22 protein-coding genes and 1 pseudogene are annotated in these 24,915 nt (G+C 62.0%); 3 read left to right on the top strand and 20 right to left on the bottom strand.

The features are described from left to right. Positions 1 to 439 precede the first annotated feature (439 nt). The 20 genes from GTU76_RS27915 to GTU76_RS27820 form a co-directional block, all read right to left on the bottom strand. Positions 440 to 1,300, bottom strand: a complete 861-nt coding sequence (locus GTU76_RS27915; RefSeq protein WP_180700083.1) for a CsgG/HfaB family protein — start codon at positions 1,298 to 1,300, stop codon at positions 440 to 442. A 29-nt stretch (positions 1,301 to 1,329) separates the two neighbouring features. Further along, complete coding sequence (locus tag GTU76_RS27910) at positions 1,330 to 1,761, bottom strand: curli assembly protein CsgF (protein ID WP_016987875.1); 432 nt, start codon at positions 1,759 to 1,761, stop codon at positions 1,330 to 1,332. Beyond that, complete coding sequence (gene csgE, locus GTU76_RS27905) at positions 1,758 to 2,150, bottom strand: curli production assembly/transport protein CsgE (RefSeq protein WP_175554747.1); 393 nt, start codon at positions 2,148 to 2,150, stop codon at positions 1,758 to 1,760. Before csgE ends, GTU76_RS27910 begins: the two co-directional genes overlap by 4 nt. Then, positions 2,147 to 2,686 carry a type II secretion system protein gene (locus tag GTU76_RS27900; RefSeq protein ID WP_180700082.1) on the bottom strand — a complete coding sequence of 180 codons (540 nt, stop codon included), beginning with the start codon at positions 2,684 to 2,686 and terminating at the stop codon, positions 2,147 to 2,149. The genes csgE and GTU76_RS27900 overlap by 4 nt, the downstream gene beginning before the upstream one ends. Beyond that, positions 2,661 to 3,035, bottom strand: a complete 375-nt coding sequence (locus GTU76_RS27895; RefSeq protein ID WP_007919395.1) for a type II secretion system protein — start codon at positions 3,033 to 3,035, stop codon at positions 2,661 to 2,663. Before GTU76_RS27895 ends, GTU76_RS27900 begins: the two co-directional genes overlap by 26 nt. Before the next feature lie 5 nt (positions 3,036 to 3,040). Continuing rightward, positions 3,041 to 3,514: a type II secretion system protein gene (locus tag GTU76_RS27890; protein ID WP_175554749.1), complete on the bottom strand. Its 474-nt coding sequence runs from the start codon at positions 3,512 to 3,514 to the stop codon at positions 3,041 to 3,043. A gap of 2 nt (positions 3,515 to 3,516) precedes the next feature. Beyond that, a complete protein-coding gene (locus GTU76_RS27885) occupies positions 3,517 to 5,364 on the bottom strand; it encodes a secretin N-terminal domain-containing protein (RefSeq protein ID WP_180700081.1) in 1,848 nt (615 codons plus the stop codon). Continuing rightward, complete coding sequence (locus GTU76_RS27880; protein ID WP_180700080.1) at positions 5,361 to 5,873, bottom strand: hypothetical protein; 513 nt, start codon at positions 5,871 to 5,873, stop codon at positions 5,361 to 5,363. Before GTU76_RS27880 ends, GTU76_RS27885 begins: the two co-directional genes overlap by 4 nt. Further along, entirely contained in the window at positions 5,873 to 6,421 is a 549-nt protein-coding gene (locus GTU76_RS27875) for a GspMb/PilO family protein (RefSeq protein ID WP_175554751.1), read from the bottom strand. Before GTU76_RS27875 ends, GTU76_RS27880 begins: the two co-directional genes overlap by 1 nt. Further along, positions 6,408 to 6,953, bottom strand: coding sequence for a PilN domain-containing protein (locus GTU76_RS27870; RefSeq protein WP_053119077.1), 546 nt, complete (start codon positions 6,951 to 6,953; stop codon positions 6,408 to 6,410). Before GTU76_RS27870 ends, GTU76_RS27875 begins: the two co-directional genes overlap by 14 nt. A 1-nt stretch (position 6,954) precedes the next feature. After that, positions 6,955 to 7,758 carry a hypothetical protein gene (locus GTU76_RS27865; protein ID WP_180700079.1) on the bottom strand — a complete coding sequence of 268 codons (804 nt, stop codon included), beginning with the start codon at positions 7,756 to 7,758 and terminating at the stop codon, positions 6,955 to 6,957. Continuing rightward, on the bottom strand, positions 7,739 to 9,445 hold the full coding sequence (locus GTU76_RS27860; protein ID WP_180700078.1) for a GspE/PulE family protein: 1,707 nt from the start codon (positions 9,443 to 9,445) through the stop codon (positions 7,739 to 7,741). The genes GTU76_RS27865 and GTU76_RS27860 overlap by 20 nt, the downstream gene beginning before the upstream one ends. Before the next feature lie 81 nt (positions 9,446 to 9,526). Continuing rightward, positions 9,527 to 10,057: a response regulator gene (locus GTU76_RS27855; protein ID WP_180700077.1), complete on the bottom strand. Its 531-nt coding sequence runs from the start codon at positions 10,055 to 10,057 to the stop codon at positions 9,527 to 9,529. 219 nt (positions 10,058 to 10,276) lie between these two features. Further along, entirely contained in the window at positions 10,277 to 11,038 is a 762-nt protein-coding gene (locus GTU76_RS27850) for a peptidylprolyl isomerase (RefSeq protein WP_180700076.1), read from the bottom strand. A 15-nt stretch (positions 11,039 to 11,053) separates the two neighbouring features. After that, positions 11,054 to 12,604, bottom strand: a complete 1,551-nt coding sequence (locus GTU76_RS27845; RefSeq protein ID WP_180700075.1) for an ABC transporter substrate-binding protein — start codon at positions 12,602 to 12,604, stop codon at positions 11,054 to 11,056. A gap of 9 nt (positions 12,605 to 12,613) precedes the next feature. Next, on the bottom strand, positions 12,614 to 13,234 hold the full coding sequence (locus tag GTU76_RS27840; protein ID WP_180700074.1) for an SCO family protein: 621 nt from the start codon (positions 13,232 to 13,234) through the stop codon (positions 12,614 to 12,616). Next, positions 13,231 to 13,881 carry an SCO family protein gene (locus GTU76_RS27835; protein WP_180700073.1) on the bottom strand — a complete coding sequence of 217 codons (651 nt, stop codon included), beginning with the start codon at positions 13,879 to 13,881 and terminating at the stop codon, positions 13,231 to 13,233. The genes GTU76_RS27840 and GTU76_RS27835 overlap by 4 nt, the downstream gene beginning before the upstream one ends. 14 nt (positions 13,882 to 13,895) lie before the next feature. Next, positions 13,896 to 15,818: a YncE family protein gene (locus tag GTU76_RS27830; RefSeq protein ID WP_180700072.1), complete on the bottom strand. Its 1,923-nt coding sequence runs from the start codon at positions 15,816 to 15,818 to the stop codon at positions 13,896 to 13,898. A 301-nt stretch (positions 15,819 to 16,119) separates the two neighbouring features. After that, positions 16,120 to 21,954 carry a manganese-oxidizing multicopper oxidase MnxG gene (gene mnxG, locus GTU76_RS27825; RefSeq protein ID WP_180700071.1) on the bottom strand — a complete coding sequence of 1,945 codons (5,835 nt, stop codon included), beginning with the start codon at positions 21,952 to 21,954 and terminating at the stop codon, positions 16,120 to 16,122. A 199-nt stretch (positions 21,955 to 22,153) separates the two neighbouring features. Further along, positions 22,154 to 22,762 carry a lytic transglycosylase domain-containing protein gene (locus tag GTU76_RS27820; RefSeq protein WP_016987893.1) on the bottom strand — a complete coding sequence of 203 codons (609 nt, stop codon included), beginning with the start codon at positions 22,760 to 22,762 and terminating at the stop codon, positions 22,154 to 22,156. Between the two features lie 206 nt (positions 22,763 to 22,968). Between GTU76_RS27820 and gspG the strand changes: the two genes are divergently transcribed. The 3 genes and pseudogenes from gspG to GTU76_RS29910 form a co-directional block, all read left to right on the top strand. After that, complete coding sequence (gene gspG / locus GTU76_RS27815; RefSeq protein WP_180700070.1) at positions 22,969 to 23,397, top strand: type II secretion system major pseudopilin GspG; 429 nt, start codon at positions 22,969 to 22,971, stop codon at positions 23,395 to 23,397. A 14-nt stretch (positions 23,398 to 23,411) separates the two neighbouring features. Continuing rightward, positions 23,412 to 24,599 (top strand): type II secretion system F family protein, encoded by a 1,188-nt coding sequence (locus GTU76_RS27810; RefSeq protein WP_180700069.1) that lies wholly within the window; start codon positions 23,412 to 23,414, stop codon positions 24,597 to 24,599. Positions 24,600 to 24,674: 75 nt separating this feature from the next. Then, positions 24,675 to 24,915 (top strand): annotated as a pseudogene (locus GTU76_RS29910) (hypothetical protein); the annotation flags it as partial.

The raw sequence follows: 24,915 nt of genomic DNA, 5'->3' as shown, positions 1-24,915 counted from the left end.
CGCTGCGCCCGGATCGATCCCGCAGCGAAGGAACCCCGAGCCCCAGCGAGCGGGCCGCACGTAGGAGCAAGCGTTTTTTTGCTTACTTTTTTTAGGCGTTTGTAAAAAAAGTGAGTCGCCGTAAGGGCGAAACCCTAGGTGGCCGTTGCCGCAGGAATGGATATGTACTCAATCAGAAAGAACCCTACCGCCTGACAGAAAGCCTTCGCGAGCAAGCTCGCTCCCACAGTTGGAACTGGATACATCTGCCAGAGGTTGGTCGGCTATAAGGCCGCCATCGCTGGCAAGCCAGCTCCCACAAGGATTTGGGTACATCCGCAATAGCAACTGTGTCTGAGAGATAGCTATCGCGAGCAGGCTCACTCCTACAGGTTTAAACCGGTTTCGACCGAGAGAGCCTGGTCGGCTGTCAGGCCGCCAAGCTCAAAGATCCAACAGCTCACTCCGCCTCAGGATCAACCTTGTTCTGAGTCAAATACCGATTCAACACATCATCCTGCCCAGGCACAGAACTGTCCCCCGCCACCTGCCACAAATGCCGCTCAATCCCCTGCGCCACCATATGCCCCACCGCCGCCTCAATCGCCGACAGAACACACAATTGCGCCGGCTCATTCGTCGTATAACCCACTTCAGCCTCAAGCAACTTCTTGAACTCGATAAACTTGAAAATCCCCGCACTGCGCGCCACCGAATAAATCGTCTTGCTGGTCATCACATTCGCCAGCACCTGCCCACTGCGCACATCCACCGCACGCAAGTTCACAGTCACCTGATCCACCCGATACTCACGCTGCAAATCAATCCCCAGATACCGCGCCCCTTCCCCACCGCTACGCACATTCGTGTCATAAGCGATGATCCCGCCCTCAAGCATCATGTTCGCCGCCTGCAACGGCGGCAGCTCACCCTGAATATTCACCGGCGTATTCGGCTTCTTCTGCGACGCGCGAATGATCTTGCGCTCGGTCAACAGGTTTTGCAGCCCTTCCCGCTCCAACACCACAAACCAGCCACTGGCCTGCATCGCGTCCATCAACATCGACGCCGCGCCCTGGGTCACGCTGGTAGAAAACGAACTCGCCGGCGTCGGCTTGTACTGCCCGGTCTGGTCACGGAAGCCGTACACCACCGCCATCAACCGCCCCTTGGGTCGCGGCATCTTCAGCAAGTCGTAGTAAGTCGAGGCCCTGGGGGTCAGGGTCGGGGTTTCGGTGTCCTGCTCGGCCGACATCGGCTCACGCAGACTGCACCCTTGTAATGTCGCCAACAGCAGCCCTAACGCGATTATTCTTTTCATGTCCATCACTCCCCGGAACCGTCAGCCCGTCATGGGTTGAGGCCGTTCACCTGAATTTCCGAAACCTCACCGGTCGCTCGATCGGTCACTTCAATGCTCAGTGCCCCGGAGTCGTCGATGACGTTGACGATAAAAGAGTCGGTGGACAGGCTCCCCGTATTGCCAGTGGAGATGTTGTCCAGCAACTGCCCTAGCAGCCGCGATTGCAATTGACTGGTGAAGCGCTCCAGCGCCGAGGTGCCGGCCACGCTCGAACGGCTTTTCAGGTCCGGATCGTCGTGATCGTTTTGCGCCTGCGCGTTGTTGAGCAACCAGGTGCCGTTGAGCGGATTGCCGCCGAACGACGGGTTGACCGGCGTGTAGACCAGTTCAGTGGCCTGGACAGCGGCAGCGCTGGCGAGCCCGATCAACAACCCCGAGATCCAGAATCCGCTGCGCCGTGAGAACGTTGTGCTGTTCATAGTTCGTCCTTCTCAAGGTCGGTGGTGTCCTGCAACAGAGCCTCCAGCTTGCGCTGGACAACCTGGCGTCGAACCCAGTCGGCGGCCGCGTAGGCCTCGTCCTTCAGTTCCACGGTGTTCGGCGGCAGGAAGCGCCGATAAACCAGGCGTTGCTGATATTCCACGGTCACCAGGCTGCCCCAGCGCGCGTCGGGCCGCTCGCGCACCACCAGGTTGAAATCCATCGGGCTGGTGTCGCGCAGGCGTTCACTGAACGAGTAGTAAAAGTCGTGGCCGATGTGCGAGATCGTGTCGTCGACGATGAAGCCCATCATTTCGTCTTCTTCACCGGCACTGGCGCAGCACGCCACAGCGGTGAGGACCAGCGCGCACCACCACTGACGAGTCATGGCTGCAATGCCTGCGGCAAATTCGACTGGCCTTTGGCCGGGCCATTAGTGCCCTCAAGAAAGGCTTTTTCCGCGACGAACTGCCAGTCCGAATAACGCTGCATGCCGTCGAAATCCGACCACTGCGTCGGGAAGTCCGCTTGCTTCAACGGCAGCTCGGTCGACGGGCTATTGAGACCCGTGATGCGTCCATCGAAACCGCGTTGTACTGCCCATTCACCCTGACCGATCGGGTCCGGATAAAGCTGACGCAAATGATGTTTCGCTTCTGGAAAACGCTGATCGTCGAGCAGGTCGACCAACTCTTTCGGGTACTGCGCCAGTCCCGGCGAACTGCGGTAGTAGCTGCGCAGCGCCTGGGCATATTGGGTGCCGACCCAGAGCAACTGGCGTTCACGGTCGCGGCGCGAAGCGGTCGACCACAATTCACCGGCACTGGCCAGGCCCATGCCCATCACCACGATCAGGAACAGCACGCCCAGGTAAGTGAAGCCACCCTGCTGCGCGCGGTTACCACTCGGAATACTGGCTGCCATCACGCGCCCTCCCGGTAGCACCGCTTTTGATGTCGGCCACGCCGCCCGCCACACCGTCCGGTGGCGCGATCAGCACCCACTGGTCTTTGCGTTCGGTGATCGGATCGAGTGGCGCGTTGCGCAGATAACGTTGTTCAATCAGTTGCTCGATGGAATCCGGATAACGGCCGGTGTCGCCGTAGAAGTGATCCAGCGCCTCGCGCATCGCCGACAGGCTCTGACGCAGCGTGGTTTCCTTCGACGCTTCGAGGCTGTTGAAATAGCGCGGCAGCGCGATGGTCATCAGCGTGGCGATGATCGCCATCACCACCATCAACTCCAGCAAGGTAAAACCTTTTTCCCGGCGCATGAGGTTCACCACTCGCGGTAGGCGATGCCGTTGAGGCCCTTGCCCCGGGCGTGGGAGTAGACGTCAAAGACGTCCTCGCCATCGCGCGGGTTCTGAGCCGAACTGTCGTAGGCGCGCACGCCCCAACCCCCTTCATCATCACGTTTGGTCGGCACCAGCGGATCGCGCGGGATGCGGCGCAAAAAGTAGAACTTGGCACCCTTCGCGCTGCGCACATCGCGCACGCCTTCGACCAGCACTTTCAGGTTCGGCGGGTAGCCGCTGCTGTTCAGCGACTTCTCGATGTACCCGGCATCGAAGGCGCGTTTGTAGGCGTCGATGGCATCGCGAATCTGGTACAGCGCGTTGCGCAATTCCTGCTCCTTGCCACGCCGCACCAGGGTCTCGGTCAGCGGCGCGGCCATGCTCGCCAACAGGCCGATCAGGGCCAGCGTCACCACGACTTCGATCAGGGTGAAACCGCGTTGGGAGGCGTTCATGATCAAGGCTTCTCGACGGTGACGCGGGTGGTGGCCACGGCCGATTCACCGACGGCACGCGGCTGAGCGGCAGGCGACGGCATCACGTAACTCCGCGAACGATCCGGTGCCTGGATGTGCATGCTGGTTTCGGTGCCGGTGGAGAACTCCATGTCCGACGGGCTCTGATACGGCAGGTTGCGCACGATCCGTGGGGTGATCGACAGCACCAGTTCGGATTTGCCGATGGTGTCTTTGTTGCTGCCGAACAAGCGGCCCAGCCCGGGAATGTCGCCGAGGCCCGGAATCTTGTTGCCGGTAGCACCGTGATCGTTGCGCACCAGTCCGGCGAGGATCTGCGTTTCGCCGTCGTGCAGACGCAGCGAGGTCTGCGCGTTGCGGGTATCGACCTGCACCGGGATCGTGCCCTGACGGGTCGGTTCCAGCGGCGTGGCGTTACTCACTTCCAGCGCGATCTTGATCGCCACTTCGTTGTTCAAATGCACGGTGGGCGTCACTTCGAGCTTCAGACCGACATCCAGATAGGTCACGCTTTCGGTGATCACCGGGCCCTGTGTCGACGGCACCGAGGTGGCGCTGATGATCGGTACGCGCTGCCCGATGTGGATACGCGCCTGCTCGCGGTTGCTGACGCGAATCACCGGACTGGCGAGGGTGTTGATGTCGTTGTCCTGCGCGTTGATCTTGGCTTGCGGCGATGGGCCGATGGAGATGCGGTCAGAGTTGATGCCTTTGAGTTGGCCCAACAGGGTGACCGGCGAACCATCGCTGTTAACCACGCCGAAGGTACTCGGCCATTGCAGGCCTAGGTCGAGAATGCGCTGGGTGGCGACTTCCATCACCTCCACTTCGAGCACCACTTCGGGGTTGGACTGGTCTTGCGATTGCAGGAGTTTCTCGGCCATGCGCACGGCGTCTTCGGTGTCGCGCATGGTCAGGGTATTGAGGCGTTCGTCGACGAACACGTCGCGGGTCTTGAGCATGGTTTTCACCATGTTCAGCGCGGTGTTGGCGTCGATGCTGGTCAGGTAGAAGGTGCGCATCACCAGTTCCTGGTAATCCTTCACTTTCTGCGGCGAATCGGGGTAGATCAGCAAGGTGTTTTCGTTCACCACTTTCTGGTGCAACTGGTTCTGTTGCAGCAGCAAGGTCACGGCGTCTTCGATGCGCACGTCACGCACGAAGATCGTCGCTTTCATGTCCGGGCGCAGGTCTTTGTCGAAGATGAAATTCAGCCCGGCAACCTGCGACAGCACTTCAAAAATGGTCTTGAGGTTGGCGTCGCGAAATTCCAGGGTCACCGGACGATCAAGCTTGGTGCGCAGTTGTGGATAGGCAATCACGTTGCGGCTCTGCACCAGACGAATATTGCCTTGCAGCTCCAGCGCGCCTTGGTTGGCCGGGTCGAGTTCGAGGATCTGTTTGACCTGACGATCAGCGCCATAGATGTCGCCACGGCGCAGGTCGCCCCGGGCCAGCTCGAGTTTCTCGTCCATGCTGCGCAGGTATTCCATCTGCTTCAAGGCATCCTGGGCGCGGCGGTTGTTCGGCTCGATGGTCAGCACACGCATGTATGCAGTGCGCGCCGAGGTAAAATCGCGACGCGAACGGTCGGTGTCGCCGGCGGTCAGCAACGCCGTGATCGCCTTGGCCCGACCGGTGTTGAGCAGCAGATGCAATTCGGTGTCGCGAGGGTTCTCGCGCAGGCCTTCTTCGATTCGGGCCAGTCCCGCCTCGTACTGACCCTGTTCAATCAGGTCGGCGGCTTCCTTGTTGGCCACTTGCGCAGAGCTGCACGCGGCCAGCCCGGCACACAGACCGAGGCTCATCAGCAAACGGGAACGGTTCATTGCGTACTCCCCACAGACAGGGTCTGCGACAAATGCAAAGGCAGGTAAACCAGGCTCAATTCCACATCGGAAATGCCGGTGATCTTCCAGGTGTCGTCGATCACATCCCCGTTGCGCACGACGTAGATCTTTTCGCCGTTCTGCAAAAACACTTGCAGGTCGCTGCGGTCGTGCAGCCGGCCGACGAACTGAAACGGCAACGGTGGCAGGCTCGGGGCTTGCACCACTGTGACCGGGTTGATCGCTTGTTCGGTGACCGTGGCCAGGGTTGGCGCGGCCTTCCAGGATTTGGCGGCGAACAGGTCGCCGGCCGGGCTGAGGTCTTTGATTGGCGCATCCTTGGCCTTGGCGCTGCTGGCCGGCAGCGCGCCCCGGGTTTTCCCCGGCGTAGCGACGGCCACTTCATTGGAATCGACGTCTTCGCTTGGCGAGAAATACGCCGGCAACCACGCCAGCGCGGCCGCCACGCCGAAGAACGCTACCCACCCTGTCACGCGCTTGGTATTCATCACGACCTCGACAGGTAAAGGGTCATACGGATCCGGCCATTGAGGTCGGTGTCGCCAATCTTCTTGCGTTGCAATTCGAGGTCTTCCACCACCACTGCCGGCAACTGGCCGAGCAAGGCGTGTACGAAGCGGCGCAGCTGCGGGTAGCTGCCGCGCACTGGCAGAAGGATCTGATAGCGCGCCAGATGGGTTTTCGGGTCGACGCCGAGGGCGTATTCGCCGCGTGCCAGGGTGATGTGCTCCTGGGCTGCGAGTGCGTAGATGCGGTCGATGGCGATCGTGGCTTGCGGCTGCGCCGGGAGTTTGTTGCGGAAGTCGTCCAGTTGACGCTGCGGCACCACCGGCGGTGCGATGCTGCCGTCTTCAACCTTGGCCAGGTACTCGGTGGCTTCCTGAGTCTGTTGGCTCAAGTGCTGCAACGATTGCCAGCCCGGCAGCAAACCACCGAGTGCCCAAGCCACGGCGACCAGCAGCAGCGCCAGCCCGGCCAGGCCCGGAATGCCGAGGCCTTGCAGGTATTCGTGGACGATCAGTCTAGGGATTCGCATCGCCCATCTCCCAAGTCGCCGACAGGTTGAATTGCACCGGTTGTTCCGGCGATTTGACGACGATTTCGTGGCTGAGCAGCGACACGTCGGACAGCTCGTCGCTGGCTTCCAGACGTTTGTGGAAATCGAGCATCGCTTGCAGATCCCGCGCTTCGGCGCTGATGCGCACCTGACCTTTGCGTGCATCCGGGGTCAGGCTCAGCAGCGCGACGTCATCGCGCGGCATCGCTTCGAGCATGGCGAACAGGCGTTCCCACGGCCGGCGCAGTTGCTGCGAGACCTTGCGCATTTCGGCGAGGTTTTGCGCCTGCTCGCGGGTTTCTGCCGGGCTCAGGGTGGACTTGGCGCCGCTGTCGCCAGTGAGCTGACGCTGGGTGGTTTGCAGGTGGCCTTGTTGCTGTTCGGTGTGTGCGTCGAGGTGCTGTTGCACGCCGAAGCACAGCAGCGCCAGCAGCACGCCGCCGCCGAGCAAACTCCAACCTAATGGGCCGGAACGAGGACGTGGCTGGAAGTCGAGATTGAGCGCGCGCATGTCAGGCCACCGCCCGGGACATGACGTACAAGCCGTCACGCACAGTCATCGCGTCGTCTTCAAGGGTGCGCAACTGCACACCCGCCACGTCCGGATGCGCATCGAGGCGCGCCGGGGCATGCAGATACACGTTGAACCCGCGTTCGCTGGTCGAGGCTTGCAACTGCCGTTCGCGAGCGATCAGCGCATTCAACGCGGCATCGCTGTCGCTGCCGCCGACCGAACGCACGCCAGCCCAGCGCCCTTCCCTCGCCAGCAACAACACGCTGCGTTGCGGCTCGGCGACAACAAAGAGGAAGTCGCCGGCATCCAGACTTTTGTCGAAGCGGTTGAACGCCGCCATCAGGTATGGCTGCACCGAGCGCAGGCGCAGACCACGACCGCTGACCAGCGTGCGCAGGCGTTCGAGCAAGTCTTGCGGCAAGGCACTGGCGATGCGGTCGTAACCGGCCGGCTCGGCGGACAGCACCAGACTCCACGGCTGGGTTGGTGCACCGAACAGGTCTTCGAAACACAGTTGGGCGAAACCACGCAGTTCTTCAGGGCTGCTGATCTGCGCGCTCCATGGCACCAGGCAGAAACGGCTGAAATGCCCGGAGATGACCACGCTCAATTCGGCACCGGCGCCGGCGTGTTCACCGAGCAGGCGATCGAGGGTGTCCAGCGCCACCGCGTAGCTCTGGAAGCCTTCGTCGATGTAACCGACGCTGCCCAGCCACAGGGTGTCGCTGCCGCGCCGCTGGCCGAGGCCAACATCGCTGGCGCCGAGCACGGCGACAAAACGTTCACGAGATAAATGTGACACGATTGATCTCCTCCAGCGTGGTGCGACCTTGTTCCACCAGCTCCAGCGCCGATTCGCGCAGCAGGCGCAAACCACGGGCGCAGGCCAGGGCTTTGATTTGTTTGATCGGTTGGCGCTCGACGATCATCTGGCGCAGCTCGTCGTCGAGGTGCAGCAGTTCGGCAATCGCCGTGCGCCCGCGATAACCGCTGCCCCGGCAATGGCCGCAGCCCTTGCCGTGGACGAAGTGGTAATGATCGACTTTCTGCGGATCGAGGCCCGAGGCGCGCAGCTCTTCATCGCTCGGATTGACCGGCGCGCTGCAACTGGCGCACACCAGCCGGATCAGGCGCTGGGCGAGAATCGCGTTGAGCGCCGAAACCAGGCTGTAGGGGTCGATTTCCATTTGCGTGAAACGGCCAATCACGTCGAAGACGTTGTTGGCGTGGATGGTGGTGAACACCAGGTGACCGGTGAGTGCCGATTGCACGGCGATCTGCGCGGTGTCCGGATCACGGATTTCGCCGACCATGATCTTGTCCGGGTCGTGGCGCAGGATCGAGCGCAAACCCCGGGCGAAGGTCAGGCCTTTTTTCTCGTTGACCGGAATTTGCAGGACGCCCGGCAGTTGATATTCGACCGGGTCTTCGATGGTGATGATCTTGTCCACGCCGTGGTTGATCTCGGTGATCATCGCGTACAGCGTGGTGGTCTTGCCGCTGCCGGTCGGGCCGGTGACCAGCACCATGCCGTAGGGTTCGGCGGCGAGGCGGCGCAACTGGCGCAGGGTTTCATCTTCAAAGCCCAGCGCCTGCAATTGCACGCCGCAGACCTTGTCGGCGAGATCCTGTTTGTCGAGCACCCGCAGCACGGCGTCTTCGCCAAAGATGCTCGGCATGATCGATACGCGAAAGTCGATCTGGCGGCCGCTGATGCCGATCTTGAAACGACCGTCCTGTGGCACGCGTTTCTCGCCGATGTCCAGTTCGGCCATGACCTTGACCCGCGAGATCACCTGCTCGGAGAACTCCGTACCCTGGACTTTGCTGATGTTGTTGAGCACGCCGTCGATGCGGTACTTGATCACCAGACCGTTGCCGGTGGTGCCGAGGTGAATGTCGCTGGCGTGCATTTTCAGCGCGTCGTAGAGGGTCGAGTTGACCAGTTTCACCACGCTGCTGGCGTCTTCGCTGATGCTGGTCAGCGACAGGCTTTGCAGGGTGTCGATTTCGTGGTGGGTGTCGCCCTGGGCGTTCAGCGATTCGACGGCGTGGAAGCTTTCTTCGTGGCGGGCCAGATAGGCCTTGAGGTCATCGGCGTGCACCAGATGCAGCGGAGCGCCGTGTAGGCAATCGTCGATCCAGGCCAGCCGCGCCGAGTCGAAGGGGTCGGCAAACACGCCGATCACTTCGTCGTTGTGGCGCAGCAGGATGAATTCGCGTTTCAGACATTGTGCGAGGGTGACCCGGTCGAACACCGGCGTCGCGGCAAACAGGCTGTCGGTGTCGAGCACCGGGTAATGCAGGGTGGCGCCGAGGGTGTGAATGAACGGCATCGGCGCCAGTTCACAGAGTACGCCGAGGGCATCGAGGACGCGTTCGCCGGAGGTGGCGGCCCGCGCCCGGGCCTGGGCAAGCTGTTCACTGGAAAAGCGTTCTGGCGCGCTTTCGGCCAACAGCGGTTCGACGACAACGGACAGACGTTCCATGGCTTGCTCTCCAACCGGGGCTCAGAGCCCTGTCGGCGCGGCAAACCTTGGCGGCAAGTGCCGGAACGTCTGTTCGCGCCATTACTCCCCGGTGAGCATTTGATCGTCGTCCGGTGCCATGGCGTGCAACTGTCGTCGCCGATCCGCCAACACCCAACTGCCATCGTACAACTGCAACGGGAAGCTCTCGGTCCTGCTCTGGCGTCGTTCGACAAACCCTTCGGAAGGGCTCGCACCGGGTTTCGCTTCACGCTTGATGCCCAGAAGGTCGCAGACCGCCCGCGCCAGTTCCGCCAATGGAAACGGTTTGAACAGGATGTGGCTGACTCCCAGTTGCCGCGCCCGCTCACAGACTTCAGCGGTCGGGTGACCCGTAATCAGCACAAAATGGCACGTCCTGTTCTGGCGGACTGCGTCGAGCACCTGAAAGCCTTCCATATCGGGCAAGCGGTAATCGAACACCAGCACGTCGGGGGCTAAGGTTTCGGCCAAACCGATAGCCGTCGCTCCGTCATGTGCAATCGCGACGTCCAGCCCCTGCGCCGACAGATAATCCTGAAGGTTCTGTGCAAGCAGCTGTTCGTCTTCGACAACCAGTACTTTGTTAACCAAGGTCGACTCCTTGAAACAGCAGGTCCGATGACCCCGCCCTGAGAGTGCGCCTTACCATCGGTAACGCACACTTCATGCCAGGCTGAGTGCCGGTAATTTTATGTCTTCATGTCCTTGAAATTAATGACAATGCCCGCTCGTCCCGGTACCCCGTTCCCCAGAAACGGGGAAGCACCTGAATGGGCATCGAAGCCATTCCCCACTATTGGGGGGGAACCTTCAGTCGTCGTCAATTCGTTCGATCCTGTTCTGCACCCGTAATTGCGCGAGCACTTGGCGACGAGCCTGGGTCTGTTGCTGTCGGGCGAGCTCTGCCCTGACTGTATCCAGCCCCTGCAAATCTGGGACATCGGCGGCCTCCAAGTGGTTCGGCAAATAAATCACATGCCAGCCGAACGGTGAACGTACCGGATCGCTGGCAAAACTCGCCCCTCCGGCAATCGAGGCGCGCATTTGCATCAAGCGTAGACGCGCTTGAGCCACTGTGGCTGCATCGGCTTGCGCGGGCACACGAATCAACAGGTGGCGGGGTTGCAAGGTATTAGCGCGGATCAGCTCGGCGAACATCTGCTGCGCCGCCAACTCGCGGCGGGTGTACTCGGTGAAGGACGCCTCATCGAAACCGGCGTCCTGCAAGCGCCGGACGAATTTATCCGCGCCGCCGATGGCCATGCGGGTTTGCTCGATTTGCTGACGCAGCGCTTGCTCGTCGATCTGCCGGCCACGCTTCTGCGATTCCTGCCACAGCAATTCTTTGTCGATCAGCATTTGCAACGCCGCCTGACGCAGTTCCTTGTAGGCCTTGGGACTGCGAATGCTGGTTACCGCACGGCCCTGATCTTCCAGGTATTCGGCAAAGAAACGCTCGAAGCGAAACCCGGAAATTTCCTCGCCGTTGACCCGCGCCACGGCCGGCTCGTTATTGGCCCACGCCAGCGGCAACCAGCCGGTCAGCAGCCATAGCAGCGTTACGAGTTTCATGATCGGGCCCTCCGTTCAGGGGCTGGCAGCAATCGGTTTATAGGGTGCGACCAGATAGAAGCGCTGATCGGGCAAATCCACGGTGACCACATGGGCGCCGCTCAAGCCCAGACGCCGACCGGGGCCGAAGCTCAGGCGCGGAGTCAGGCCGGTGTCGAAGTCGTGCAGGCCTTCCAGCGCCGCCACCAGTTTTTCCCGGCTGGCGTCGCGGCCGGCCTGCTTCATGCCTTCGCTGAGCAGCAACATCGAGGCATAGGCGCCGACTTGCAGCACCGCGTGCTGGGCGCCGAGGCCTTGGCCTTCACGCAGTAACGTCAGGGCCATGCGCCCGGTCTGGGTCCAGTCGCTGGGCACGAACGGATAGGCGAGAAACACCCGTCGGGTGAATCCGTCGGGGACTTGCAGCAGATCACCCGCCACCTGACTAGAGGCGGCAAACAGGTAAGGCACTTGCCCGGCGCTTTGCAGCCGCGTCGCCAGACGACTGAAGCCACCGCCGTTGCCCAGATAGAACACTGAGCGCGAGCCCAGCGGTAGCGCATCCGCCGTCGGGTCGTAGGCTTGCAGATGGACTTTTTGCCAGCCGTGATCCTGTAAATACTGGCCGAGGTTTTGCGCGGCCAGCGTTTGTGCAGGGTCATCGGGATAGGCAATCAGCGTCGGCCCTTGCAGCACACGCAGGCTTGCCGTGGCGTAATCGGCCAGGGCGATCAGTTGCTCGCGCAAGCCCGGCAGCGGCTCGAAAATCTGCGGACTGGCCTGAATCGATCCGAGCAATGACAAGGCGCCAATCAGCGGCACGCCGGCCTGTTCCAGACGCGGCCCCAGTTCGCTGTCTAGGGCCGGTGCCAGCGGTGCGATCAGGGCGAACACCTGCTCCTGCTCGATCAACTGCTGCAAGGCTTGTTCGGCACTGGCGCGATCCGGGCCGGGGTCGATCACCGTAAGGCGCAATTGCCGGCCATGGATGCCGCCAGCCTGATTGATGCGCGCGACGCTGCCATTGAGCACCGCTGCCACTGTCGCGCCCTCCTCGGCCAACGGGCCTTGGCTGGGCAGCAAGGTTCCCAGGTGCAAAGTCTCGGCATCGAGGCCGGGGTCGCGTTCATCGGCGAGGCGTTTGAGATAGGCGGTGAGGTTGCGCTGATCTTTCATCGACAGCACAAAGCGCGGCATGCTCGGGTCGAGCCGATTGTGGCCGGGATCGCGGCCCTGCTCGATGACGGTCGCCAGCGAGCTTTCGGTGTACGCCGGATAGCTGCGCCCGTTGACCTGTTGCTGACCGTAGGTGCTGGTCAGTCGCGCCCAGTTTAGCGGCGGCGGGCGTACCCCGCCTTCCGGTCGCCCGAGGCCGTCGGCGCCATGGCAATTGGCGCACGGCAGGCTGGTCGCCGGCAGCAACACGTCCGCCGCACCGACCCGCGCCATGATCGCCTCGCCACTGGCCGACAAGCCTTGGCGGTACAAGCGTTTTCCCGCCGCCTCTTCGGGTGTCAGCGGCGCAGCGCTCGGGCCAAGGCTGACGCCGGCGAGCAGGATCAGGGTGAGGACGCGGCAGCGTTTCATGGCGCGGGCTCAGCGACCGGCCACAGGCATTGTCAGCAACTGCAAGCGCTGGGCAATGGCGGCAGCCGGGGCGTCAGGACGGATCTTGCTCCAGCGTTTATTGGCGACATCGCCGACGATCAACTGCGTGGAATGCTGCTCGGGCGTCGGCACGATCTGGCCGATGCGACTCAATACCAGGTCCATCTGCGCTTTGTCGCCGGTAAGAAAAAGCCAATGAGGGTCATCGGAACCCTGCTTCAAGGTGTAAGCCTTGAGCACCGCCGGCGTGTCGCGCAGCGGGTCACTGGTAAGGGAAATAAAGGTGATGTCCGGCGCCTTGTCGCCCAACAACTCGCGGACTTCCTTGAGCTTTTGCGTGATCAGCGGGCAGGCATCGGTGCAACTGGTGAAGATCACGTTGAGCAGCACTATGCGGTTTTGCAGTGCGTCGCTGTAGAAGCGCAACGTCTCGCCGTTCTGATCCTGCAACGGCGTGTCGGTGAACCAGGTTTTTGCGTCGTGGGTGCCTTTGGCCGGCGCGGCAGCAACAGCCGCTGGCGGTTCTGAAACGTGACCTTCGTGGGCGAACGCGACGTTGCTGAAGATCCAGAAACACACGCTCAGGGAAATCCAGTCGAGCAGTCTCATGGCTGTTGCTCCATGGCGATGGCGGTGTGTTTGGCGTGGGTGCGCAGGCCGCTGAGTTTTTCCACTTCCTTGGCCAGCAGCGCCGGGTCGGTGAAGCCGTAATAACGCATCCAGTGACGATTGTTGCCGTCGCCGACGAGGATCAACGGCTGGTGATTCTTGAAGTCGCCGCTGAAACTGCCGAGGCCTTTGAGGGTTTCGTTGATCGACTGCGGCGAACCGGTCAGCCAGCTCCATCCCGGTCCGCGCTGAAAGGTTCGGGCGTAATCCTGCAGGCGTTTCGGGTCATCGCGCTGCGGATCGATGCTGATCGACACCAGTTGCACTTCGTTGCCGACGCGCGCGCCGAGTTGTTTCTGCACCTTGCCCATGATCGACGAAACCACCGGGCAGACCGTGGTGCAACTGGTGTAGATGAAGCTCATAACGACGATTTTGCCCTGCACCAGGTCTTGTTCCAGGCGTACGGTTTTGCCGGTTTCGTCGATCAGCGGCACATTGGCGAACTTCACCTGAGTGTGTTCTTGCGTGTTGCTGGCCGGGGCTTTGTGCCCAGCGTGTTCGTCTGCCGAGTGAGCGTTGGCGTATTGGATGCCAAGGCTCAACAGGCACAGGGTCAGCAGGCCAGTGGATGCGAATCGGTTCATGTCGAAACTCCTCTTCAACGGGCCTGGCCGGGGGCTACCCGAACACTGGCAAAGGTCTTGTCATCGAAACCGGCGCCCAGCGACGCCGCGCGCACATGCAGGTACCAGGCGCCGCTGCGGTCGAGGGTGATCGGCGCTTCGTACACGCCGTCGGCGACTTCCAGCGCCGCCACTTCGCGGGGGTGCGAGGTGGGCGCGAGGTAGTAGCGCAGCTGCACGTCTTTGACGCCGCTGCGCTGCGTTTTGTCTTTGCCCTGAACGATGCGGAAGCGCACGACGTAGGGGTCGTTGAGTGCCACGGCGGTCTTGTCGAGGAGGAACTCGACTTTCGGTGCGCCGACATGTTTTAGCAGGGCGATATTGGTTTCGATCTGCGCGTTAAAGCAATGAATGATGTTCGGTTGATTGAGCAGGAACGCGACGTCGAAACGCCCCGCTGCCGGCAGTTTTACTCTGGCGCTGTAGAGGCCCGGCGAGACTTCGCGCAGGCTGCGGTCGATGACCATGGCGGCGCGGGCGATCTGGCCACGGTTGGGGTAACCGGACATCGGCGCGTTCATGCCTTCGGCGTAGAAGTAAGTGGTGTTGTCGACCGGGTTGACCACGAACACTGCGTTGTCGTCGCGCGAGACCGCCAGGCTTGAGGCGAGTGGTAAATCCCCGGCCATACGCGGCGCTTGCGGACCGGCTTCAAAACCCTGGCTGATCGGCTGGCGACCTTCACCGAGCGAGGACAAGTTGATCATGGTGACTTTTGGCGAAGCCAGTCCGCGGATGTAGGCGTAGGCCTGGGTGAATACCACTTGGTAGGGTTCAGCGCTGACATCCAGGTCGTGAATGGCGCTGTTGGTGGCGGCATCGATCACGCTGGCGCGGTTTTCCACGGTGTTGAGCACCACGCCGAAGCGGCCGTCGGCGCTGAATCCCATGGGGCCGAGGCCTTGTTGCAGTTTGATCACCCGGCGAATGTCGTGGGTGCTGGCGTCGATCACAGTGACGGTGCCGTCCTTGCCGTCGGCGACGTAGACCGCGCCGGACAGGGCTGAATAGGCGACTGACAACGGATGGGCGCCGGTTTTGATCTGCTCGACGATGGTCAGACTGGCGATATCGATCACGCTTAAAGTGCCGTCGTCGCGGTTGCTGACGAAGGCGAAGCGGCTGTCCTTGCTGAAGCTGATTTCGTGGTGGCCGCGCCCGGTCTGCAGATGTTTGAGAGGTTTGAGGCTTTGGCTGTCGATCACGGTGACGCCGGACTCTTCGGTTTTGCTCGCATTGTTGCCGACCCAGAGCAGGCGTTCGTCCGGTTGCAGCGCAACGCGTACGGGTTGGCTGCCGGTGCTGATCGAGTCGATGACTTTGAATTGCTCACTGTCGATGACGGCAACTTCGCCCGCTGTCGGCATGGAAACGAAGACGCGTTTGTTGTCTTTGGGCGTGACCCAGTCCATCGGCGGTTGTTTGAGTTCGATCCGCGCGAGGGTGCTGGTGATACCGCCTACTGACACAGATGGATCGACCACGGCGATGCTCGCGTCGCGGTTCATCACCAGCAGGAAATAGCTGTTGAGGTCGAGCAATGGCCGTGCGCCGATGTTGGATTTGAGGAACACCCCGACCCGGGCCTTGCAGCTCTGGTCACGGCCCTGGGCCTGATCGGCGGCGAGGGTCTGCGGATCGACCCAGGCGCCCGGCGCCACGCCGGACAACGGCTGGCCGGAGGCGCTGTCAGTGACGCGGAATTGCACATCGGCGAATTCGCCTTCGCGCAGCTTGCCGTCAGCGGCCAGTGGCTTGAGGTTGAAATCCACCGCCACACCGTCACGCTTCAGCGATTGCTCGCCAACAGTTTTCGCCAGCGCAATCTCACTCAGCGTCAGCAACGCCCCGGCCATGACCAGCGAGCAAATACCGATGATGTTGATGATCCTGTTCATCTGACTCTCCCCTACCTCTTCACCTGGCAAAACACCGCCCCCCATGTGGGAGCGAGCCTGCTCGCGAAAGCGTCATCCGCCTCACCCTCAAAAACCGGGTTGCTCCCATTCGCGAGCAAGCTCGCTCCCACAAGGGATTTGCATACATCCCACTCCCTCACTGCCACCACTGCCCACTGTGGGAGCGAGCTTGCTCGCGAAAGCGGTCTGTCAGCCAACACACCTGTTGCATGTGCCGCCCTCTTCGCGAGCAGGCTCGCTCCCACAGGGATTTGCATCCGCCGGGGCATTACCGTTGTACCTACTGGCTTGGCGGCGCCGGTTCCGGTTCGTTGGTCACGCGCAGCAAGCCCCATAACCCTGAGGTGTTGCCGTAGGCGCCGTAGTCGCGGAACAGGTAATCGCCCGGTATTGCATTGCTACCGCCGGCGCTCGGGATCATGAAACTGAAGTGCGCGGCCGGCAGGATGCTTTCGTGGGCGCCGATGTACATCGACATCGGGTTGTAGCCGAAGCGCACCGAGCCCACGCCCGGCGAGCCCATCGGATAACCACCGGTGTCGCTCTTCTCGGCCTGGAATGGGTTCACCGACCAGACGTGCCCGTCGAGCTGGAACGTGGTGCCGCGACTGCCACCGCTCGGCATCAAAATGTGCGTGCGGAACGGTTGCCCCGGTTTGGCATACAGCACCGGTGTCTGCGGATCACCGCCGACCAGCGCATTGCTGTAGGCCATGTGCGCGTTGGTCATGTCGCCATAACCCGCGCCATCGGCATGACCAAACGGCGCGTCGGGGGCGAGGCCGAAGCGATACCACAGCGGCTCGGTCTTGTAGTTGATCGCCATGCTCGAGTTGTCCTGTGGATCAGTCGGCACGCCGAAGCCTTCAGCAGCAATCCCTTCCACCGGCCGACCATTGGCCCAACGGGTGTTCAACGCCTTGTGCCAGACCATCGCGAAGTCGCGGTAGCTGGTTTGCCCTGGCGCCGTCACCGTGGCGTTGACCTTGCGCGCATCATCAACCCAGGTCGCGCCGATCGGCAGGATGCTCATCGCCCCACCGAGGCCTTTTTGCGGTTGCTTGATCACGTCCGCCGGAGTGAAGTTGAGCCCGCCGAACTCCACCGCCGTGGCGTTGATGTTGTCGACGCTGCGGCCCAGTTGCGTCACCGGTTTGCCTTCACGCTCCAGGTGCCCGGCGTAGTACTGATAGGTACGGGTCGGGTACGCGCCGCTGTTGCCGACGCGCGGTGGCACGGTCTGGATCGGGTTGGCGCCGACGTTGGCACCGTCGGATTTGGTGATGTCATATGCCAGCAACTGTGCGTGCAGACCGACGTGGCTGGACGGCCGCATCAGGTTGTTGCTGAAGGTGGTCGAACCCAGACCGCTGTTGCGATCACGCTTGACCATGCCTTGCATCACTGCGGTTTGCGTCAGGTCGGGCATCACGCTCGGCAGACGGTTTTCCAACGTGATGTTGATGCAGTCCCCTGCCGCTGCACGCAACACCAGCGGTTCGACCGGAATGCCGGGTTTGAGCTTGCCACTCACCGGATCGAGATCGGATTTACGCACATAGAGGATCGCGGTCGGGTCATGCAGCGGCCCGCTCTGGCCGCCGATGGTGATGGTTTCGCCATCCTCCGGATCGGTCACGGTGACTTGTGGAATGCTCACCGTGCGCGAGTTCAGCACCAGGGTGCCACCCGCCGGATTCAGCGGCCCGCCGACATGCTGGCCGAGTCCTTCGGGGTCGCCGATGGTCAGGCCCAGCGTATTGCCAAGAATATCGTTGGCCAGCGCCGCGACCACTTCATAGTTGCGCTGCACCGTCGGCCGCGTGCCGATACCGTTGGGGTTGGCGCTGATCCGTGGGCAACTGCCTTCGAACGCCACGGTGTTGCGCATGCCCGCCGGATTCGGGTTGTTGGGGATGGCGAACAGGTCGGCGCGTTTGGCGGTGTAGTTGCGCATCACCCCCCAGATTCCGCTCCAGTAGCCTTCGATCGAAGCGTCCATCGAGTACAGATAGTCGCCCGTGGTCGCCGCCGAACTGGACAGCATCGACACCGGCGCAATAAAGCCCATCTGCTCGGAGATGCCGATCATTTGCGACGCACGCCAGCCGGAGTTGGAGCTGTTGCCGAAACCGGAACCGCTCTGCAGCCATTTCACGCCGTGCAGGGTGACGTTGTGCTCTTCTTCATGGCCGCCGGCATGCACCCGCAGCCGCACGTTGTCGCCGGTATAGGTGCGCAGCATCGGCGTGAACGGATCGCCCGGCTCGGCACCGCCCTTGTTGATGTGTGGCGGGAACAGCGTGGTGCCGCCGGTGGGTCCGGTCGCCGAAGTGAGCAGATTCGGCGCCAGATTCATTGCCGGAATTGCGCGGTCGGTACGGCTTTGCATGGCGAACGACAGATCGCCACCGAGGCCGTCGGCCTGCATGCCGCGCTTGCCGTCCGGGCCGACCTTGTTCGGGTCGTACACGCGCAGGGCCAGCGGTTCGTTGCGATAGTTGACGACGAACATGCCCGGATCATCCACCGAGATCGCCTGCGGACATGGCCGGCTCGGGCAGCCCGGGACCTGACCGCCCTGCACTTCCAGCACGCCTTCAAGCAGATTGCTGGCGTTGTTGCGCACTGGCGGATTGATTGCGTAGCGGAAGCTGTCGGCGGTGGCCGGGAACGCCTGGGCATTCGGCACTCCGTTAGGCCCGGCACCGACATAGACGCCGGCTTCATAGGCGTGTTGGAAGTCGCTGTATTCGAGGAAGAACTCGCGGAAGCTGTCGTTCTTGCCGTCGCCATCGAGGTCGCCGGTGTTGATCACCGCTTGCCACGAGGTCGGCCCGCCGTCCTGACGCGCGCCGCTGTACAGAGGCTCACCGGTTTCGGCGTGGAACCAGGTCGAACCGGCCGGTTCCGCCAACACGGTCGCGTACAGACCAATCTGCTGGTGCGTCGATGGGCCTAGGTGGTCGTGGGTGAAGATGGTGCCGAGGCCGCGATCGACGCCTTTGGCGTTGACCACCGGATCGACGAACCAGCGCTGCATCGCCGTGCGCGCTCCGACCCAATCGGCGCGGCCGTACTGACCGAAGAACGGATGTTGCTTGGCTTTCGGGCAAGCCTGGGTGCCGTCGCGCGGGTCAGTGCTGGCGCATTGGTTGAACTCACGGATCGCGTGAATACGTTCCTGCACGGCGCCGGGCGAGAGCACGCCATCCTCGTAGTTCCAGCCGTTGGACGAGCCGTCCGCCGAGGTCAGATCCCATTTCGGCAAGTGGATGTGCTGGCCGATCACGTCGGTCGGCGTGCGCACCTGATAGTCGTCCATCTCATAGGTGGCCGGCACCAGGTTGGTTTGCTGGTATTGCACGCAATCGAAGGTGTTCATGCGCATCACCAGCGGCTCTGGCGGACGCTGCTTGGTGATCACCGGCCAGGCGTCTTCCCACAGCGCCAGAATGCGCGCCTGCGGGAAGTGATAACCGACCTTGTTGTACACCGCGTCGAACTGGATGTTGGCAGCTTTGTAGATGCGTGGCCGGTCGGCGGTGAAGCTCGATGCGCCGACAAAGGACATGCCGTCGACGCGCTCACCGCTGGCGAACTCGCCGCTGCCAGCGCTGCTGGTCAGGCGCTTTTGCCGATCGTCCATGCACGGTTCGTAGTACGGCGCGCCGGCCATTGGCAAGGCGCCGTTGGTGCGGAACGCCTTGGCCACCACTTGATTACCGGGCAACAAGGCATAGCTTGGGTGATCTTTTTTCGCGTGGAAGGCCATCGCGGCCTGTTCGACTTCGGTGCCTTCTTCCGGCAGGTAAAGCGGTTTGGCGCGGGTGACTTCCTTGGAGAAATCCAGCGAAGTGGTCACCGTGTGCGCTTCACCACCGGCCGCGACGCCATCCAGTGCGTGCCGCTGCAAGCCGCCATTCCAACCACCGGATTGCGCCGGATCAAGGTTGGCCCACAGCGCTTTGCCGCTGGCCTTGAGCGACTGTGCGGTGGCGGCGTCGAGCATGTCCAGTGGCGGCGTTGGCGGACGTTGACCGACCGAACTTTCCATGCCACCGATCCAGAACGGATAGCCCGGGTTTTTCAGGCTGCCGTCGGCATTGCGATTGGCTTCGCTGCGATCGACCAGCGCCAGTGAGCCGATGGCTTGACCGCCGGCGTTGCCGCCGTGGTGCTCGCCATCGTCATCGCCCTCTTCTTCGTCATCGTCGTCATCATTGCCGGCGACCAGGGTTTCGCCGATTTTCGGCACCACTACGACTTTGCCCGGCATTGGCGCCATGGCTTTGCCCGGCAGCGGCACAATCGCCGGAATCGGTGTGCCGGCGACGATCTCGCCGTCCGGCAAGGCGCGTGCGCCGGTCGCCGGTTTGCCACTGCGCAAGGCAAACGGTTCGCTGTGATAGCCGTCGGCGCCCTGCTGCGAAACATCGAGTCGCGTGCCTTCTTCGAACACATCGTGCACCCGCCACATGGCCCACATGCCTTGGGCAAAGTGCGGATAGAAATGGCAGTGATAGATCGCATCGCCGGCCACGCGGTTGCGGTTGCCCGAACCGCCATTGGCGATTTCATAGGTGTAACCGGCGCCCGGGCCAATGCCTTGGGCGTCGACGTAATCGGAGTTGTCGTCGTTGGGGTTGAACAGCCACTGATGGCCGTGCAGGTGGAAGATGTGTTGCTCGTGGCCATTGTGGGTATTGCGGAATTTGACGAAGTCACCGATGTAGCTGTGGTTGACGTTCGACGGCTCCGACGGATACAGCGCCATGGTGGCTTTCACCCCGATCTGATCGGCGCGCGGTGTCTGCCCTGGGGCGATGTTCTCCAGCCCGGTGTTGGCCGGCACATCCACCAGCATCGCTACATCGCCGACGGTGTGCGAGCTGAGGAAGAACTCTTCGTAAGCGCACGACAGGCAGTCGTGCATCGGCCCCACGCCCAAGCGGTTGGCGACCACTTCGGCGCCCATACCGCCGGAGCCGTAGTTGATCATGAACGAGTCGCGTGTCGGCTCCAGCACATGGGCCATTACCGGGTCAGCCCAATAGGCCGGGAATGCTTGAGTAGCGGCGGTTTCGTCCTGGAATTGCGAGGCGAAATCGCGGAACGCTTCGAGGCGATTGGGAATCGCCGGGTTGCGTTTGCCCATCGACTCCAGCGGGTAGGTGCTGGATGGGAAACTGCCGTCGGCGTTGCTGCCCATGACAATCGCATCGCTTTCGCTGGAAATGATTTCATTACCGTCAACCATGCCGATGATCGGCGTGCCGGCCTTGCCTTCGCGCAACCACGGTTCGCGCTGCGGGTAGCGCGCCTGGTAATCAACGATCGGTTGGCCGGTGGGTGCGCGGCCGGTGGTGGCCAAGCGCATTTCTTCTTCGGTGAGGGTATTGCGATAAGTGCGACCGCCCTTGGGCAGCACGACGACCTGGCCGAACAGACCATTGGCAACGTTGCCGGCCGCGCCCTCGCCGCCAAACGTCGCGCCACGGCTGCTGACGGCAAACGCGCCCTCGCGCTCGGCGTACAGCGTGTAAGAACGGCTCGCCCCCGGTGGCACCAGGCTGTTGGCGTTACGTCCGGTGAATGAAGAGATGTCATCAATGCTGTTCACCGCTTGCAGGCCGTTGACCTGGAAACCGACGTGACGATCAGCCACTTGTTCATCGACTTTGAAGTCTTCGGCGCCGTTGGCGTTTTCCGCGCCCTCTTCTTCGCCCTCGTTTTCAAAATGCTTGTTGGGGTTGGCCTGATAGTCGAGCAGGTTCTGCAAATTGATCGTCAGGCAATCACCCGCCGCCACCCGCAACACCAATGGCCGTGGACGCTTGTCCGGACGCAACGAGACTTTGCCCGGAACTGCGGCGCCGCCGTAAGCCAGCGACTGCTCATGCTCATCAACGACATCGCGGCGCAGGGCGAACATCATGCCGTTGATGTTCTGCGCGCCGAGGCGGTTGAACATCAGCGGTTGATCGAAGGCGACGACGTTGGCCACCAGGTTGCGCTCGCAACGTACGGCCGCGCCGGCCAGCTCGACGCTGAGCATCGAGGCCAGAATCAGCAGCCAATTCAACAGAGACGGAGCGTGATGAATGCCAACCATGATCAGTAACCTCGTAGTGGGTGCTCTTGGGAACACTTCTCGACAAATGCCTCGGAGCAATCCGCGTGCCACAAAAAATTGCTCTACCGTTCAATCAGTTACCGCGACGACTTGAGAATCCGGGGGATATTCCCCACCGCTTTTCCCCACTTTTCGGGTCTATCCGGTTTGCCCCGAAAGTGGGGAAACCGGGTTGGGGTCACAACGGCGCATCCATGGCCAGGCCTTGCAGACGCCGGTACTGCCGCAACACGTTCGGCACGTAACGCTGGGTTTCGGCGAACGGCGGAATCACCCGGCCACGGCTGAGCACCGCGTCGGGCCCGGCGTTGTAGGCCGCCACGGCGAGAGCAATGTCGTTGTCGAACAGGGTCATCAGACGCTTGAGGTATTTCGCCCCGCCCTGGATGTTGGCCTTGGGATCGTAGACGTCGGTCACGCCCAGCTCGCGCGCGGTGTCGGGCATCAACTGCATCAACCCGCCCGCACCTTTGGCTGAGGTTGCGCCGGGGTTGTAATGGGATTCTGCGTTGATCACCGCGTGCAGCAGCGCCTCGGGCAGTTGATTGACCTTGGCCGCTGCCGAGACCAGTTCCGCATAAGGCTGATTGGCGATCATTTGTGGCTGTTGATCGAGGCTGGCCACAGGCATTTCAGCCTCGTGGATCACCCGTTCGTAGGTGCGTCCGGGCCGGTGAACATTGGACAGCACGTAGCTGCCCTTGGCGTCCACCGAGATGAACACATCGGCCTGCGCGGCGCCGCTGAACAGCACACAACCGAGCAATCCGCTGGCGAGAAATTTCATGTCGGGCCTCCCCGGATCGACCCCGATAAATTGGGGGAAATGCCCCAATGGCCGATCACGTTTGAGCCATACGCAAGCACTGTGCCGACTCTGGAGACCGCCGGTTTACAAGGGCTTCAGCCAATCAGGTGGTTTTCAGTGGGGGCTGAGCATGGCAATTGCATAAGCCCTCTTCGCGACACGGCTGCCACTCACGGGAGGTCATCATGAAGCTGCAATTTCGTCCGCGTAGCCAACGCGGTTTTACCCTGCTCGAATTGCTGGTGGTGCTGGTGGTGCTCGGCCTGTTGGCCGGGATCGTCGCGCCGAAATACTTCGCCCAACTCGGTCGCTCGGAAGTCAAAGTGGCCAAGGCGCAGATCGAAGGGCTGAGCAAAGCGCTGGACATCTATCGCCTCGAAGTCGGCCACTACCCGTCCACCGAACAGGGCTTGCAGGCCTTGGTCACCGCGCCGAGTGACGAGGCGAAATGGACCGGCCCGTACTTGCAGAAAAAACTGCCGCAGGATCCGTGGGGACGTAATTACGCCTACCGCTATCCCGGCGAAAACAGCGAGTACGACCTGCTGTCGATGGGCAAGGACGGCCAGCCCGGCGGCGACGGTGAAAACGCCGAAGTGACCAACTGGCAATGAGCGGAGCGCGGCCCATGCGATTTCATTTGAAAGCGGTCGGCAAGGCTGGCGTGGTGTCCTTGAGCGTCGAAGCGGCGGGCGACAGCGAGGCGCGGCGGATCGCCGAGGATCAGGGTTTGCGCGTGCTCAGCTCGCACGCCGACAAGCATTGGCGTTCGCTGAAACTGCGTCAGCGCGAGACCTTCAATCTGGTGTTGTTCAGCCAGGAACTGACCACGTTGCTCAACGCTGGCCTACCGTTGATCGATGCGCTGGAAAGCCTCGCCGAAAAAGAATCCGCCCCCGCTGCCCGCAAAACCTTGAGTGAGCTGGTGCGCCTGCTTTATGAGGGCAAATCCTTCTCGCAGGCGTTGGGCCAGTTGTCGGCGGTGTTCCCGCCGCTGTACGTGGCGCTGGTACAGTCGAGCGAGAAGACCGGCGCGGTCGGCGATGCGCTCGGTCGCTATGTCAGTTATCGCCAGCGCATGGACGAGGTGCGGCAGAAGATCATCAGCGCCTCGATCTACCCGATGCTGTTGCTGATCGTCGGCGGTGGCGTGGTGCTGTTCTTGATGGGTTATGTAGTGCCGCGCTTCAGTCTGGTGTTCGAAGGGCTGGGCAATAACCTGCCGTGGCTGTCGCAGGTGTTGATGAGCAGCGGCATGTTTCTGCATGCGCATCAGGCTGAATTCTTCGGTGCGCTGGCCGCGATTGTCATCGCCCTCGCCGTGCTGCAAAAGCAACCGGCGTTTCGCCGTGGTCTGGATCGGCTGGTGGAGAAACTGCCGGCCGTGCATCAACGGATATTCATGTATGAGCTGGCGCGGTTCTATCGCTCGCTGGGGATTCTGCTGCAAGGCGGGATTCCGCTGGTAACGGCCATGAGCATGGTGCGCGGCTTGCTCACCGTGGCTTCGCGGGTGCGGCTGGATCAGGCCTGCGAACGGGTGCGCGAGGGGCAATCGTTGTCCACCGCGCTGGAGCTCAATCACCTGGTGACGCCGGTGTCGCTACGACTGCTGCGCGCCGGCGAACAGTCCGGCAACCTCGGGCAGATGATGGAGCGCAGCGCCGACTTCTACGACGAGGAAATCAGCCGCTGGCTGGAGTGGTTCGTAAAGTTGTTCGAGCCGCTGCTGATGACCTTCATCGGCCTGCTGATCGGGGTCATCGTGATCCTGATGTACATCCCGATTTTCGAACTGGCTTCGAGTATTCACTGACCCCCGGGAACGGGTCCGGTCCCTGCAACAATGCACTTTTACGTTCCCAACAAAACCACAAAGACGGAGAACGATATGCACATTAAAAAGCTCGTGCTCGCAATGACCATCGGCGCAGTTCTGTCGGCGTCCATCGTGCTGATTCCGGATAGCCTTTCCGGCATTTCCAGTGTTCAGGCCAAGGAAGGTGGCAGTGGTGGTGGAGGGAGTGGCGGCGGTGGACATGGCGGAGGGGGTGGCGGTAACGGTGGAGGAAATGGCGGCGGGCATGGTGGTAGTGGAGGCGGCGGAAGTGGCGGTGGCGGTGGCGGTGGCG

The sequence above is a fragment of the Pseudomonas crudilactis genome (genome assembly GCF_013433315.1).
Taxonomy (GTDB): Bacteria; Pseudomonadota; Gammaproteobacteria; order Pseudomonadales; family Pseudomonadaceae; genus Aquipseudomonas; species Aquipseudomonas crudilactis.
Note: the sequence above shows the minus strand (reverse complement) of the source record. Positions and strands in the feature narration are given on the sequence as shown.

Bases quoted from the DNA above. Each gene is read 5' to 3' on its own strand.
- GTU76_RS27915 (WP_180700083.1), bottom strand. From the start codon at position 1,300: ATGAAAAGAATAATCGCGTTAGGGCTGCTGTTGGCGACATTACAAGGG.
- GTU76_RS27910 (WP_016987875.1), bottom strand. From the start codon at position 1,761: ATGAACAGCACAACGTTCTCACGGCGCAGCGGATTCTGGATCTCGGGG.
- csgE (WP_175554747.1), bottom strand. From the start codon at position 2,150: ATGACTCGTCAGTGGTGGTGCGCGCTGGTCCTCACCGCTGTGGCGTGC.
- GTU76_RS27900 (WP_180700082.1), bottom strand. From the start codon at position 2,686: ATGGCAGCCAGTATTCCGAGTGGTAACCGCGCGCAGCAGGGTGGCTTC.
- GTU76_RS27895 (WP_007919395.1), bottom strand. From the start codon at position 3,035: ATGCGCCGGGAAAAAGGTTTTACCTTGCTGGAGTTGATGGTGGTGATG.
- GTU76_RS27890 (WP_175554749.1), bottom strand. From the start codon at position 3,514: ATGAACGCCTCCCAACGCGGTTTCACCCTGATCGAAGTCGTGGTGACG.
- GTU76_RS27885 (WP_180700081.1), bottom strand. From the start codon at position 5,364: ATGAACCGTTCCCGTTTGCTGATGAGCCTCGGTCTGTGTGCCGGGCTG.
- GTU76_RS27880 (WP_180700080.1), bottom strand. From the start codon at position 5,873: ATGAATACCAAGCGCGTGACAGGGTGGGTAGCGTTCTTCGGCGTGGCG.
- GTU76_RS27875 (WP_175554751.1), bottom strand. From the start codon at position 6,421: ATGCGAATCCCTAGACTGATCGTCCACGAATACCTGCAAGGCCTCGGC.
- GTU76_RS27870 (WP_053119077.1), bottom strand. From the start codon at position 6,953: ATGCGCGCGCTCAATCTCGACTTCCAGCCACGTCCTCGTTCCGGCCCA.
- GTU76_RS27860 (WP_180700078.1), bottom strand. From the start codon at position 9,445: ATGGAACGTCTGTCCGTTGTCGTCGAACCGCTGTTGGCCGAAAGCGCG.
- GTU76_RS27850 (WP_180700076.1), bottom strand. From the start codon at position 11,038: ATGAAACTCGTAACGCTGCTATGGCTGCTGACCGGCTGGTTGCCGCTG.
- GTU76_RS27845 (WP_180700075.1), bottom strand. From the start codon at position 12,604: ATGAAACGCTGCCGCGTCCTCACCCTGATCCTGCTCGCCGGCGTCAGC.
- GTU76_RS27840 (WP_180700074.1), bottom strand. From the start codon at position 13,234: ATGAGACTGCTCGACTGGATTTCCCTGAGCGTGTGTTTCTGGATCTTC.
- GTU76_RS27835 (WP_180700073.1), bottom strand. From the start codon at position 13,881: ATGAACCGATTCGCATCCACTGGCCTGCTGACCCTGTGCCTGTTGAGC.
- GTU76_RS27830 (WP_180700072.1), bottom strand. From the start codon at position 15,818: ATGAACAGGATCATCAACATCATCGGTATTTGCTCGCTGGTCATGGCC.
- mnxG (WP_180700071.1), bottom strand. From the start codon at position 21,954: ATGGTTGGCATTCATCACGCTCCGTCTCTGTTGAATTGGCTGCTGATT.
- GTU76_RS27820 (WP_016987893.1), bottom strand. From the start codon at position 22,762: ATGAAATTTCTCGCCAGCGGATTGCTCGGTTGTGTGCTGTTCAGCGGC.
- gspG (WP_180700070.1), top strand. From the start codon at position 22,969: ATGAAGCTGCAATTTCGTCCGCGTAGCCAACGCGGTTTTACCCTGCTC.
- GTU76_RS27810 (WP_180700069.1), top strand. From the start codon at position 23,412: ATGCGATTTCATTTGAAAGCGGTCGGCAAGGCTGGCGTGGTGTCCTTG.